This window comes from Prosthecobacter fluviatilis (assembly GCF_042655725.1).
Taxonomy (GTDB): Bacteria; Verrucomicrobiota; Verrucomicrobiia; order Verrucomicrobiales; family Verrucomicrobiaceae; genus Prosthecobacter; species Prosthecobacter fluviatilis.
On the sequence record NZ_JBHSMQ010000001.1, the window covers coordinates 61,328 to 75,326 of the forward strand.

Annotated in this window: 11 protein-coding genes; 10 read left to right on the forward strand and 1 reads right to left on the reverse strand. The window is 60.8% G+C overall.

Features of this window, described 5'->3' with window-relative positions; genetic code table 11:
• Window positions 1–33: 33 nt before the first annotated feature.
• Window positions 34–1,497 carry an AlkA N-terminal domain-containing protein gene (locus ACFQDI_RS00220; RefSeq protein ID WP_377162175.1) on the reverse strand — a complete coding sequence of 488 codons (1,464 nt, stop codon included), beginning with the start codon at window positions 1,495–1,497 and terminating at the stop codon, window positions 34–36.
• A gap of 171 nt (window positions 1,498–1,668) precedes the next feature.
• On the opposite strand from ACFQDI_RS00220, the gene ACFQDI_RS00225 reads away from it, so the two are divergent.
• The 10 genes from ACFQDI_RS00225 (at window position 1,669) to ACFQDI_RS00270 (ending at window position 13,966) form a co-directional block, all read left to right on the forward strand.
• Window positions 1,669–2,142: a methylated-DNA--[protein]-cysteine S-methyltransferase gene (locus ACFQDI_RS00225; protein WP_377162177.1), complete on the forward strand. Its 474-nt coding sequence runs from the start codon at window positions 1,669–1,671 to the stop codon at window positions 2,140–2,142.
• 226 nt (window positions 2,143–2,368) lie between these two features.
• Entirely contained in the window at window positions 2,369–3,079 is a 711-nt protein-coding gene (locus tag ACFQDI_RS00230; protein WP_377162179.1) for an RNA polymerase sigma factor, read from the forward strand.
• 42 nt (window positions 3,080–3,121) lie between these two features.
• Window positions 3,122–5,494: a serine/threonine-protein kinase gene (locus ACFQDI_RS00235; protein WP_377162181.1), complete on the forward strand. Its 2,373-nt coding sequence runs from the start codon at window positions 3,122–3,124 to the stop codon at window positions 5,492–5,494.
• Between the two features lie 127 nt (window positions 5,495–5,621).
• Window positions 5,622–6,443 (forward strand): hypothetical protein, encoded by an 822-nt coding sequence (locus ACFQDI_RS00240; RefSeq protein WP_377162183.1) that lies wholly within the window; start codon window positions 5,622–5,624, stop codon window positions 6,441–6,443.
• A gap of 45 nt (window positions 6,444–6,488) precedes the next feature.
• Complete coding sequence (locus tag ACFQDI_RS00245) at window positions 6,489–7,142, forward strand: RNA polymerase sigma factor (RefSeq protein WP_377162185.1); 654 nt, start codon at window positions 6,489–6,491, stop codon at window positions 7,140–7,142.
• Complete coding sequence (locus ACFQDI_RS00250; RefSeq protein ID WP_377162187.1) at window positions 7,142–7,510, forward strand: hypothetical protein; 369 nt, start codon at window positions 7,142–7,144, stop codon at window positions 7,508–7,510. The genes ACFQDI_RS00245 and ACFQDI_RS00250 overlap by 1 nt, the downstream gene beginning before the upstream one ends.
• Window positions 7,511–7,887: 377 nt before the next feature.
• Window positions 7,888–10,578 carry a DUF1592 domain-containing protein gene (locus tag ACFQDI_RS00255; protein WP_377162189.1) on the forward strand — a complete coding sequence of 897 codons (2,691 nt, stop codon included), beginning with the start codon at window positions 7,888–7,890 and terminating at the stop codon, window positions 10,576–10,578.
• Window positions 10,579–10,598: 20 nt separating this feature from the next.
• Entirely contained in the window at window positions 10,599–11,897 is a 1,299-nt protein-coding gene (locus ACFQDI_RS00260) for a DUF1552 domain-containing protein (protein ID WP_377162191.1), read from the forward strand.
• A gap of 15 nt (window positions 11,898–11,912) precedes the next feature.
• The gene (locus ACFQDI_RS00265; RefSeq protein ID WP_377162193.1) at window positions 11,913–13,016 is read left to right on the forward strand and encodes a hypothetical protein; all 1,104 of its coding nucleotides are present in this window, start codon (window positions 11,913–11,915) and stop codon (window positions 13,014–13,016) included.
• 59 nt (window positions 13,017–13,075) lie between these two features.
• Window positions 13,076–13,966 carry a ThuA domain-containing protein gene (locus ACFQDI_RS00270; RefSeq protein WP_377162195.1) on the forward strand — a complete coding sequence of 297 codons (891 nt, stop codon included), beginning with the start codon at window positions 13,076–13,078 and terminating at the stop codon, window positions 13,964–13,966.
• The last annotated feature ends 33 nt before the right edge of the window (window positions 13,967–13,999 follow it).

Here is a 13,999-nt window from a genome sequence, read left to right on the forward strand (position 1 = left end):
CTGCCAGAGCTGCGTGCGCAGACGGTCGGCGGGCTATCTGGCAGCCGGGCTGTTCCACAGATGCATCACCGCATAGGCACGCCAGGGTCGCCAGGGCTGGGACATCTCTTCGGCACGCCTGGCGCTGACGCCGCCTAGATTGTTGCGGACCACGATGTCTTCTTTGGGAAAGGCATCCGGCCAGCGGAGAGCACGCATGGCGATGTAATGCGCGGTCCACGGACCGATGCCCGGAAGTGCCACCAGACGTGCGACGGCATGCTCCGGATCAGCGCCGGGTTCGAGCTGGAGAGCCCCTGAGTGGAAGGCCTGAGCCAGCGCAAGAATGCATGCAGCGCGGGTGCGGATGATGCCGAGGTGGGCGATGTCATCGGGGCTGGCGTGGGCCACCTGTGCGGCCAGCGGTGTCAGCCGTGTGAGTTCGGCAAAAGGTGTCTCGATTTCCTCACCGAAGGCTTCGGCATAGCGGCAGGCGATTTTGGTGGCGGCCTGCACGGTGATTTGCTGGCCAAGGATGGCGCGTACGGCCATCTCGAAGCCGTCGAACGCGCCCGGCACGCGCAGGCCGGGTTTTTGCACGACTGCCTTTTTGAGCCTGGGATCCTGCATGAGGTGGTCGGAGATGACGTCGGGCCGGGCGGTGAGATCGAACACATGGCGCAGGCGGCCGAGCAACGCAGGGAGGACGGAGATAAGCGAATGGCTGAACTCCACCTGGAGGGCATTCCTGTCCAGGGCCTGGGAGACTTTGATCCAGCCGGTGTGGCTGCCGAGGCGTATGGTGCGGGAGTAGGTGCTGTCGGAGACGAACTCGACCTCGCGAATAGCGCGCCCGGCGAGGAAGCGCAGCATGGACTCCCAGTCGTAAGGCGGACGGTAGCCGAGCTGAAGGGTGGATGTGTCGGAGGCGTGTAGTTTTGCCGGATGCGTGGCGGCCTCCCGACGAAGGCTGGTGGGCGGCATGCGGTAGTGCGTGCTGAAGGCGTCATTGAACCGGCGCAGGCTGGAGAAACCGCTGGCAAAAGCGATCTCGATGACCGGGAGCCTGGTGTCGGTGAGGAGCTGCTTGGCCAGGAGGAGGCGGCGCGTCTGGATGAGCTCGATGGGAGAGACTCCGAGCTCCTGCTGCACGATGCGGCGGAGCTGGCGTGAGCTGAGGCTGAAATGCGCGGCGATTTCTTCCAATCCCGCGCCTTCGTCGGCAAGACCTTCGTCCATGCGCTGTACGATCAGGTCTGCGAGTCGGTGCGCCTCATCCATCGGCGCATGGCCGGGGGCCAGCTCCGGACGGCAGCGCAGGCAGGGGCGAAAGGAGGCTTTTTCCGCGGCGCTGGCACTGGTGAAGAAGCGGCAGTTTTCACGCCTGGGCACTCGGGCCGGGCAGACGGGCCTGCAGTAGATGCCGGTGGAGGTGACGCCGACGTAGAAGACGCCGTCAAAACGCGGATCGTGGGACTTCAGGGCGCTGTAGGCAGCATCGTCATCAATGAGGTTCATGGCAGTCGGAGATGGTGCATGCTAGAGTCAGAGAGCTACGCTGACTGGCCGTTTTCGGACATGGAGTTATTTTATTTTCATGTCCTAAAACGGCCAGCGTCTGATGCCAAGGCAGGTCATCTTTGTCTCATGAAAAATATCCCGACATCTTTACACTACTATTGCAAAACCATGCCTTCGCCGGTGGGGAAGCTCACGCTGGTGGCCAGCGACCGTGGTCTGGCTGCGGTGCTGTGGGAGGATGATGACCCGAAGCGCGTGCGGCTGGGGACGCTGCAGGAGAATGCAGAGCACCCGGTGCTGGTGGAGGCGGAGCGACAGCTGAGAGATTACTTCGAAGGACGGCTGGAGAAATTTTCGCTGGAGGTGGACTTTGAGGGGACTGAGTTTCAGAAACAGGTGTGGGCGGCGCTGCTGACGATCCCCTTTGGAGAGACACGCAGCTATGCCCAGGTGGCGGAGCAGATCGGGAATCCCAATGCGGTGCGTGCGGTCGGGGCTGCGAACGGGAGGAATCCGATCTCGATCATTACGCCTTGTCACCGTGTAATCGGCTCGAACGGGAAGCTGACGGGCTTTGCTGGCGGGATGGAGGCAAAGGCGTTTTTGCTGAAGCTGGAGGCGAGGGAACTGTCGCTGGAATAGCGCTTCATCATGGCCCTCTGCACGCCCACTTTAGCGTTGAGCTGCGGTTGTGGTCATCGAGGACGTTGGACCTGCCATTTGCTAGCGGAGTCAGCCTTTATGACTGACGGGGACATCAGCGAGAGGGCGATCTCCCGCCGGCCTGTCCGAGAAACGGATTTGCACGATCTTGAAGTTTCCAGTGTAACCTTGGCGGTCACATCGCCAAGGTATTGACAAGAACCGCATGCAACCCGCTCAAGCCTCCGGCAGTTTCATGTCCACACGCTGGACGCTGGTGCTGCGTGCGAACGAGGCCTCGCCGGAAGGCAGGGCAGCCCTGAGTGATCTCTGCGCCGCCTACTACAAGCCCGTGTTTGTCTTCCTGAGGCGGAGCGGTTTTGACGAGGATGTGGCGCGCGATCATGCGCATTCGTTTTTTGCACACCTGCTGCAGCGGGGTTTTCCAAAGCTTGAGCCAGAGCGCGGGAAATTCCGCAGCTATCTTCTGGGCGCGGTGAAATATTTTGTCAGCGGATTGCTGCAGCGTGCGCGCAGGGAGAAGCGCGGTGGTGGTGTGGAACATGAGTCCCTGGACGCTGAAGACTCGGGTGAAATCGCCATTGATGATCCCAAGGCGGCGCTGATGACGAAGGTGTTTGACCGGGAATGGGCGGTGGCCGTGATGAACCGCGCTGTGGCTGCGCTCGCAGCAGAGCATTCAAATGAACGGAAGGCACAGTTTGAAGCGCTGCGTCCCTGGCTGATGGGGGACGAAGCTGCATCTCACGCCGAGACGGCACGCAGGCTGGGCACGAGTGAGGGGGCTGTAAAGGTGGCAGTGCACCGCCTGCGCAAACGCTTCCGCGAACTGCTGCGGCAGGAGATCTCCCAGACGCTGGATGAAGACCAGGATGTGGAGGATGAGCTGCGCTATCTTTGCACTGTGCATGGTTAGATGACGCTGTAACTTTTGACGGCGCAACCTCAAGGTACAGGCATGAGCACCAATGCATCCCCCACGTGTCCTCAGTGCGGACAATCCATTCCGGAAGACGCCGCCGACGGCCTCTGTCCCCGCTGTGTGCTGGCCAGGGCGCTGGCACCCACAGAAGCAGGTTCCGCAGAATTGCATGCGCCGCCTTCCCTGGAGGCGGTGCGTGCCGCCTTTCCTCATCTGGAAGTGACCGGGCTGATCGGTAGCGGCGGAATGGGGGCGGTGTTCAAAGCACGCCAGCCGCAGCTTGATCGTTTCGTCGCTCTGAAGATCCTGCCAGAGGAGCTCGCCGGGCAGCCGGACTTTTCCGCACGCTTTCAGCGGGAGGCACAGGCGCTAGCAAAGCTGAGTCACCCGAACATCGTGACCGTGCATGACTTCGGGCAGTCGGGCGTGTTCTTCTACCTGCTGATGGAATTCGTGGACGGGGTGAATCTCCGGCAGCTGATGCAAGCCAGGCGGCTCACGCCCAGGGAGGCGCTGAGCATCGTGCCACCGGTTTGCGAGGCCCTGCAATGCGCGCACGATCACGGCATCGTGCATCGGGACATCAAGCCGGAGAACCTGCTCATCGACAAGGCGGGTGCGGTGAAGATCGCGGATTTTGGCATCGCGAAGATGATTGGTGCCAGGGAGAGAGCCTGTGCTTGCGACCCTGAGCTGCGGACAAGTGCGCCCGCATCACTCCCTTTCGGCACCCCTGACTACGCAGCGCCCGAGCAATCCAATGGTACCGCTGATCATCGGGCAGACATCTACTCTCTGGGGGTCGTGCTCTACGAGATGCTCACCGGCCAGCGGCCGAAAGGCAAAATCGAAATGCCTTCAAAGCGTGTGCAGGTGGACGTGCGCATAGACCAGATCGTGCTGCGGGCGCTGGAAAAGACACCGGAGCTGCGCTATCAGACGGCGGCTGAATTCCGCACGCAGGTCGAGGCGGCTGTGAGTCCTCCTGCCATTCCACCAGCGCGCCAGCCCACAGATAAAAAGAGGCATGGCTGCATCCGACTGCTGGTCATTGCGGGTGTGATTGTGCTGGTGGCCCTTGGTCTCATGGTCAGCATCCATCTGGCATCGCGCGGCAAGGCACCGCCTGTCGATGCAGGGCGCCAGGCTGCGTCCTTTGCCCCCATTGTGGATGGAATTTTGCGGATGCCGGGCGCAGCCTCACATCAATACGCTCTCGATTTGGAGTCGGGAAAGTTTGTGGCGGCACCGGAGGATGTGCTGGAGGCCGTGAAACTGCATACGCAGGGCAGGCCGCCGCCGGCTGCGGATGAAAAACTGCGGCAGTGGGCGGAAGACACGGGGGCGGACATCATGCTGCTGAAGACCGATCCTCACATCGAACTGGTATTCTTTGGCAGCAGGCTGGTGTTTCCCGGCCTTTCCTTTGCCAAGCTGCAGCCTGGTGAGGCTGCTTCCCTGGCAGCGGCGTCAGGTGTGGCAGCGGGCAGTGCCGGCTCCTCCCAGCCGACGCTGATGGTGCCGTTTCAACAGCCCGCACTGGATGCAGATGGGACGCCAAAACCGGTGCTGTTTCAGACTCACGCGGGCCACATCGGCCTGCTGCAGGTGACCGGCTTTGCGGACAGCACGGGAGGCATCAGGGTGCGGTGGAAGCTGCTGCGCCAGGCGCTGGATCCGAGCATGCAAGGGGCTTCAGGTCAGCCCATGCAAGATGCCACGTGCACTTTCCCCCTGCGGCACGCCTCTGCCAAAGCGATTCTGGACAGCGGACTGCGCGGCATCATAGCCGCAGGCGCGGGCGGTGAGGCGAGGACGACCGGGGACGACCAGCAGATCATCGTCAAGGCGACACAGGCGGTCATGACCCGCGTGCGGACCTTCATCACCGTCATGGACTGGCCGGACCTGATGCAGCGAAGCCAGTCAGATGCACCGCCGCTGGTGATCGAATATCCGCGCGACACAGTGATGCACACGGCACGTTCGTTTTTCCACGCCTGCGCCGTGCAGGACACGCCGGAAATCCTCGACTCCCTGCTCTCGCCGGGCGTGCTGGCGCAGTTGAAGCATGAGACTGGCGGCAAGGAGTTTCAGGACTATCAGATGGGCGGCATCCCCGATACTGCATGGGTGGCCCGTCTTCGGGGCGACTGGCCTGGCAAAAGCGAGGCTCTGAAGCGCTTCATGCGCGAGTGGAACCGCTACCCGCTGAAACGTCTCACTGAGCGCCCTGGTTTCTCGCTGGGCTTTGGAGTGAAGCATTTTTGCGATGTGTCATTTGAGGGAGCGCCTCAGAGTTCGTACATGATCATGATCGAACCCGAACGCAAAGGCGGGAGTCCGGAACAGGCGCCCGTCTATCTTTTCAGCAGCCTGCCTCCTTGGTGGGATGAAAAACAGCCGTGAGAAATTCGTGCCCCGCCGGCAAGAGGCTTGCGGACAAAAATGCCAGCCCTGCGTGGGTTTTCGACTCCGCCGTCGTGATACAGGTGAAACTTCATCTTCCATCAAACCCATGCCTTCATCTGTTCCAATGAAAACACATCTTTTTCTGATCGCCGTCATGCTGCTTGTCCGTGCAGAAACGCTGCCGGCACAGACCCCCGCCACCAAACCTTCACCGCCAGCACCAGCGGCCTCCGCCAGCATAGATGCTGATGACAACATCTTCCTGCCGCCAGACACCTTGGGCCACCTCATACATGACTACATTGAGGTGAAGCTGATGCCCGAGTGGAGGGACCACATAGGGCACATGCCCAACATCCTGATGACACAGGAAGTGAGCGATATTGAGGTGCCGGCGCTGAGACTGCACCATGTCTCGCCCTTGCAGGCGGTGGCGCTGGCCGCAGCTGCAGCAGACTGCAGCTTGGTGCCGATTTTGGACCCGACGCCGGCAACGGGAGGACATTCCATGGCACAGGCTGCCATTGGCTACCGGATCATCCGCAACAAGACAGCCGGCTCAGACTCGGGCCAGGTCCCCCTCACGGTCCCGGCTGAAACAGCGGTTTCCAGCCGGCGGGAGGAAGCGCCAGTAGATACCAGCAGGCGGTTCATTCGTGTCCACGCCTTGGGCTCCTCCATGAGCTCGAGGTCCGCAGATGAAATCAAACGCGGGGATACCGGGAGCTACAGTACAAGCGATGAGCAAGCCTTCCTGGAAATCATGCACAGCGCCCTGGAGACATTGGAATCAGTGCCGCCACCAGATCTCATGCTGCACGCGAAGTCAAAAGTGCTGGTGGTCAGGGCCAACGCCGCCCAGCAGGAGATTGTGGAACAGGTGATCAAGGCGCTGAAGGAAAACAAAGAGGCTGAACCACGCATGGCAGGCGAAGGCAAGCCCTGAGGTGCCTGCCACTGTCCCTTCCACCCACCCCAAACAAAAAACGTCGTGACCTTTCCTGCGCCAGAATCCCTGCCAGCACCGCAGCCATGGCCTGCCATGGCGGATGTGGATGAGGTGGTGACGGCACCGCCAGCGGAGGTGTTCAGCTTTGCCGCAGTTCCACGGCTGAGCGCAGCGCTGAAGCGCGGTGAAGAGGAGGCCTTTGCATGGCTGCACCGTGCGTGGGCACAGCGGATCTACCGTTACTGCTTCGCCCTTGCGGCGGGTGACGAGACGCTGGCGGCGGAGATTGCGCAATCGGTGTGGCTGCGACTGATGCGCCACATTCGGACTCTGCCGGACGAAGCCGCGCTATGGAACTGGACGGCATGCGCCGCAAGGCATGCCGCGACCGATCTCCGGCGGAAAGGTGGCCGGTATTTCCGTGTGCTGGCGCATTTTGCCAGATGGTGGCGGCCTGCCCCCTCTGAGCCCGCCGAAAATGCCGAAGACAAACTGACCTCAGCTCTTGAGTCCGCGCTGAACCGGCTCAGCGCCACAGAGAGGGACATCATCGAAGCCCGCTACTTTTCCATAGAACCCCTGGCTGCAACGGCCGCCCGGCATTCCCTGAGCACACGCGCCATTGAAGGCAGGCTCGCCCGCACCCGGGAACGGCTGCGGCGGCTGATCGCGGAAGAACTTCAACATTTCCCCTGATGACCCCCCAAGAGTCCAAAGACCTTCAGCCACTGCTGGATGCAGTGCTTTCCCCGGCGTCCGGGCATTGCGGTCCCACCTGCACTGAGGTGCTGGGACTGCTGCGGCAGGAGAGCAGACGGCGGCGGAGGCGCGTCCATATCTCCATGGCGGCAGGCGTGGCCTGCATGCTGGTCGCCATGCTCTGTTACTATGCACCGCCGCCGAAGACGCCATCCGCGGCCTTGGCATCGAAATCTTTCGGAGCACCGCCTCTGGTGTTGCGGCAGGTGGGGGAGGCCCAGCTTTTTGCCTTGCTAAAGGACACCCCGGCGGCACTCGTCAAACTTCCGGATGGCACAGAGCGGCTTCTCATTCTCCAACCATGAGCCGCACCTCTTCATAATCTCTCGACAACGTCGGTGAGACGCGCTCCATAAAACCAGACATGTGGGACTTGGCAAAGAGTTGCTGGCATTACTCCGCCATGTCGCTGGCTTGGACGCTTCTCTTCCTGCCGCTGGCATTGAGCTTGGGCAGGCTGAAGACGGTCTTGCTGATACCGGCACCCTCCTCCTTCATGTGGTGCTAGCCGGCTCATGCCTGCGTGCCATCGTAAAAAGCAAGCTCGCAGGACGATGTGGAAAATCTGAGTCGCGCATCAAGTCCCGTTTTTTCGGATCATCCCGGATGATTTTTGTTCGTCCGGTTCTGGCTCAGGAGGGGAGATACATTTCGCATCTTCATGCGTTTGTTTTTCCTTCCGATGATTCGCCCGTTTTTGTTTTTAGCCATTCTGCTGTCCACCGATGCCTTGTCACAGACCACTGAGGCTCCGGGCCATGCCGTGATGGATCAACGCCACAAGGTTTTGTTTCAGGAGACATGTGTTTCGTGCCACGGCCCTGAGAAACAGAAAGGGAAGTTTCGCGTGGACGATCTATCGTTTGAAATCAAGGACCTGGAAACTGCGGAGAAGTGGCAGAAGGTGCTGAATCAAATGAACTCCGGCGACATGCCTCCGGAGGATGAAAAGCAGCCCGCGAAAGAAGCTAAGGCGGACTTCCTGGATGATCTGGCCAATGTGATGGTGGCGGCCCGCCGTAGCCTGGGAGATCAAAAAGGAGTCATCACCATGCGCCGCCTGAACCGGCGTGAGTACAAGAACACGCTGCGCGAGCTGCTTGGGGTGGACGTGAATGTTTCGGACCTGCCTGCCGACGGCGGCGGTGGATTTGACACCGTGGGGGCCAACCTCTTCATGTCTGCGAACCAGTTTGAGCAGTATCAGCTCATCGGACGCGAGGCCATGGAAGAGGCTTTTGCGTGGCAGGCTGCGGCGGGCGTCGAGAAAAAGCTGCACTATGAAGGTGAGACGACGACGCCAGTGGTTCGGAAGTTTGTAGACTACCAGATCGACGCTCAAAAGCGCGCGCAGAACTGGGTGAAGGCAGTCGAAGAGGCTGCAGCGAAGCCGGAGAACAAGGACATCGTGGCCAAGATCCGCAAGGAGTCGAAGAATGACGGAATCTTTCGCCGCGAGTGGGCGCGTATTCCTGGCGCGCCGAACCCACGTAGCTTTGGCTTTGACAAGAAGGGCGAGAACGACGCCGATCTGGCCAATGACTCCCTGGGCGCTGGCTGGCTGAAGTATCACCAGTATTACATCTCGCAGCCTGCGGTGGACAAAGGAGCCTACCTGGGCACGCAGACGAGGCACCCGGCAGAGCTGAATGTGAATTACATCGAGCTGCTGGTGCCTTTTGACTGGCCGGTGGGAAATTACGTGGTGCGCGTCTGCGCCGGCGCGACCAAGGATGCTCCGCCCGAGCGGCGCTTTCTTGACTTCGGCATCTATGCACGCACCGGCCGCGTGATGGCCTCACATGAAATCACCGCCAGCATTGAAAAGCCACAGGTGATCGAGATTCCGCTGACGTTGACTCGCAGCAACATGACGCGGGAGAACCGCCTGCTCTTTGTGCGCGAAAAGGGGAGCTGGGACACCAATGAGGAAGGCGGACGAAAACGCGCCGAGGCAGTGAAGCGCAACGGCATCGGCCCGGAGCTGACGCTGTGGGTGGACTGGATCGAGGTGGAGCGCGTGCCGGATGCCGCCAAGCCCAAACCGCCGGGCATCGCAGCACTGGGAATTCCGCTGGATGAAAAGTCCCCCGCACCCACGCCACCAGAACTTCGCGCAGGATTGGAGCGCTTTGCCACGGAGGCGTTTCGCGGGACCGCGCCTACGGCAGATTATATCGACAGGCTGGTCAGGCTCTATGAGGTGCGGCGAAAAGCTGGCGACAAACACAGCGCTGCTCTGAAGGAGACGCTCGCCGTCGTGCTGTCTTCACCGATGTTTCTGTATCTGGCAGAGCCGATCCCTGATGAAAAGCACCGGGCTCTGACGGGCCCGGAGCTCGCCACACGTCTGGCCTATTTCCTCTGGAGCGCACCACCCGATGCCGCGCTGCGTGAGCTGGGCAAAAGCGGTGAACTCATGAAGCCCGCAGTGCTGGCCGCCCAAACGGAGCGCCTGCTCAATGATCCGCGCTCGGGGAATTTCCTCGAAGCCTTCACGCATCAGTGGCTGGGGCTGGATCGGATTGATTTCTTTGAGGTCAATCGCACGCTCTATCCCCGCTTTGACTCAGGTACCAAGGTGGCCGCGAAAGCTGAGATTCATGAGACCATGGCGCATGTCATGCAGACAAATTCCAGCCTGCGCGACTTGCTGAAGGCTGACTATGTGATGATCAACCGCGTGCTCGCCCACTACTACGGCATTCCGGGCGTGAAGGGAGACGGGTATGAAAAGATCATGCTGCCCAAGGATTCGCCCCGTGGCGGGCTGCTTGGCATGGCTGGCATACATTTCATGGGTGGGAATGGCGAGCGCACCAGTCCTGTGGAGCGCGGCGCCTGGGTGCTGCGCAAGCTGCTGCATGACCCACCCCCGCCTGCTCCGGCAAACGTACCCGCGATTACGCGTCTCGCTGGAAAGGTTCTCACCACCCATGAGCGCCTGCTCGCGCATCAGGAGGATCCGCAATGCGCGAGCTGCCACCGCAAGATCGACCCCATCGGCTTTGGCCTGGAGAATTTTGATGCTGCCGGACAGTGGCGCACCGAGGACAGCTACATGGCCGTGGATGCCAACGGCAAAGCCGACCCCAAGACCAAGAAGACGTGGACGATCGAGGCTGCGGCAGCGCTTTACAAAGGACCTGCGTTCAAGGACTACTTCGAGCTGCGAGACATCATCGCCTCCAGATCAGACGCCTTCGCCCGCGGCTTCAGCGAGGCGCTGCTGGAGTTTGCCCTGGGCCGACCGCCAGGCTTCCGCGATGAGCCTCTCCTTGCCAGCATGGTTCAGCAGGCTGGAAAAAAGAATCTCGCCATCCGCGAGTTTATCCACGCACTGGTCGCAAGTCAGGAGTTCCACACGAAGTAATCTCTCACCGAAAAATCACCATGAGCACCTCTCCCGTCTCACGCCGCCACTTTCTGCAATCCAGCACGGCGCTCATCGCACTGCCGGCTTTGGAGTCTTTCGGATTTCGCCGCTTTGCCTCGGCTGCTGCTCCGGCGGCACCGCCAAAGCGTCTGGTGTTTCTGGGCTTTGGCTGGGGCATCACCACGGAGAGCTGGTTCCCAGACATCAAGCAGCCGGGCGCAGACTACACTCTGCCTGAAGGCTTGAAGCCCCTCGCACGGCACAAAGCGGACTTCACCGTGGTGCAGGGTCTTTGGAACAAATACAGCAACGACGGCCACTGGGGCAGCACGATGTGGCTCACGGGGGCGAACCGCTTTGGCGAGCCTGGGCAGAATTTTCACAACAGCATCTCCGCAGACCAGGTGGCGGCTGCAAAGCTGGGTCTGGACACGCGCTTTGCGTCCCTGCAGCTCAATGGCGGCGAAAATGCGGAAGCCTCCGGTCACGGACCTGGACTCTCGATGGCCTGGGACGTGAGCGGCAAACCCATCGGCGGCCATAAAGGCCCCGTGGAGGCCTACCACCGGCTTTTTTCCAAAGACACCACCCCCATCGAGCAGCAAAAAGCCATGCTGGCGCAGAAGCGCAGCGTGCTGGACACGGTGATGGAAAACGCGCGCACTCTGCAGCGCGGGCTGGGCAAGACGGACAAGGGCAAGCTTGAAGAATACTTCCAGGGCATCCGCGACATCGAGACGCGCCTGAGCAAGGACGAGCAGTGGATTGGCGTGCCACAGCCCAAGGCGCCGATCCCCGAGCCTGCTCCCGGTCTGGCTGGCAAGGAGGAGATCAAGATCATGTATGACATCATGATCGCGGCCATGCAGACGGACAGCACGCGCGTGCTCACCTATCGTCAGCCCGTGAGCACGCTGCTGACGAGCATCGGCATCAAAGTGGCTCCGCACGACATGAGCCATTACCACTCGACGATGGGTGAAAAGCTGGAGGCCTCCAAGCAGCGCGACCTGACACAGAGCGAGCTGCTGGCCGGCCTCATCGACAAGCTGAAAGCGACGAAAGAGGCGGATGGCAGCCGCTTGTTTGACCACGTGGCGCTGGCTTACGGCAGCAACATCCGCACCGAACACAGCCTGGACAACTGCCCCACGCTGCTCACCGGCGGCGGAGCGGGTGTCAAGCTCGGGCACAACATCGTCGCGTCAAAGGACACGCCGCTGTGCAATGCATGGCTGACTCTGCTGCATGGCATCGGCGTGAATGTGGAGCGGCATGGTGACAGCTCCGGCGTGCTCAAGGAACTCATCGCTTAGCCCTTTCGCCACCTCATGAAACCATCATTTCTCATCGCAGCACTGCTGGTGGCAAATCTCCCTGCCGCCGACATCGAGCTGACCGAGACACTCCAACTGCCCGAGTGCCACAGCATCGGCTGGGTGCGTGCCAACACGCAGGTGAAGGGGCAGAAGAACTGGGATGGCGTGCTGGACGAGGCTAAATGGGGCACTCCCTCACCGCAGCAGGCGGTGGAGCGGAGCTGGGACTGGAAGCTCAGCGATGAGCAGTGGCGACAGGCCGTGAAGGAAAAGGGTGAGGGCAAAAAGGAGGACGTGAAGTTTGACCTCTGGATTCCCGAGGGCGTGGCGGTGGCACGGGGCATCGTGGTCATGTCCGGCCATGGCAGCGGGGAGGCGCTCTACAAGCATCCCGAATTGCGCAAGATCTCGCGGAAGCTGCATCTGGCGCTTTTCAAGTTCAACGGCAACCCCATGCAGCGTGGTTTCTGGCCCCGCAGCCTGCTGGATGAGCAGCTCAAAACCTTTGGCCAAAGGGCGCAGCATGCGGAGCTGGAGAATGCGCCGCTGTTTCTTTACGGGCATTCGAACGGCACCGGTTTCTCCGCCATCTATCCCGCCGAAAGCACGCGCGTGTGGGGCTGGGTGTCCATGCGACCGGGCACGACCTATCAGGTCTATCAGCCCGGCGCGGCGCAGATCCCAGGGCTGGTGATCTTTGGCGAGGATGACGCCTTTTTTGCGCGACCTTCAAAAGAGGAAAACATGGGCGTCGTGGAGGCCATGCGGAAAAAGAACAACGCTCTGTGGAATTATGCTGTGGAGCCCAAGACTGGCCACGGGCCAGGAGACAAAACCTGGCCTCTGTTGTTTTCATTCCTGCGCCACACCTTTGCCGCCCGCGTTCCTTCGGATGCCGATCCGCTGAAGGGCCCTGTGAAGCTTCAGTCACTCACGCTTGAAAGTGGCTCTCTCGGGAGGAACTGGGATCCAGTTGCGGGAGGTTATCAGACGCTGCCCATCGCTCCTTTTGCCATTTTCAGTGGAGACAAGGACTCCGCTTCCTGGCTCATCAACGCAGACTATGCCGCCGACTGGCAGATTTTTCAGCGCGATGGGAAGATCACCCGGCCGTGACGATTGGGAGACATATCCAGGATAGTGGGTGCGTTTAGAGTGCCTTCCACCCACTCGCCATGATCTCCCGCTCACGTTTTCTGCTCTCACTCACCGTTTCAGCACTGTGCACTGCTTCATCCTGGGCTGCCGACAGCATCAAAATCGTGCTTGTGGCCGGGAAAGTGAAGGAGGTGGACAAGGTAGGCCATCATGACTACCTCGGTGGCTGCCGCCTCATGCAGGCTATGCTGAAACAGACACCGGGTGTGGATGCTGTGCTGGTGAATGAGGAGTGGCCTGCGGATGAAAAAGTCTTCGAAGGTGCCGCAGCAGTCGTGTTTTACACCGATGGTGGTGGCAAGCAGGCCTATCTGGCCTCGCCGGAGCATGTGGCCACTGTGCAGAAGATGGCGGACGGCAAAGTGGGATTGGTAAACCTTCATCAGGCGGTGGAATTCACCCCGGCCTTTGCACAGCAGTCGATGAACTGGATTGGCGCGGCTTACAATGGGCTCTCAAGCCGCGGCCATTGGGACAGCGTGCATGACACCTTCCCCAAGCATGCGATCACCAGCGGCGTCACGCCGTGGAAGATCAATGACGGCTGGCTGAACCACCTGCAGTTCCCGGCTGAAATGAAGGGTATCACTCCGCTGGTGTGGTCAGGCAAGGAGAAGCTTGGTTCCCCCGAAGGCGGCGACAAAGACATCGTGGGCTGGGCTTATGAGCGTCCCAGCGGCGGACGTTCCTTCAGCTTCAGTGGCCTGGATGCGCACGGAGCCTGGGAGCAGGCGGGTATGCGCCAGCTGGTGATCAATGGCATGCTGTGGTCAGCTGGAATGGAGATTCCAGCCGCAGGTGCGAATTGCGAAGCGGACAAGGCGCTGATCGATTCCTTCCTCACACCACGCGTCGCACCACCGAAGAAGGTGAAGCCTGAGGCAGCTGCAGCACCTGTCGTGAAATAGAGAATCTGCGGCTGGTTCAGACATTGGTCTGCA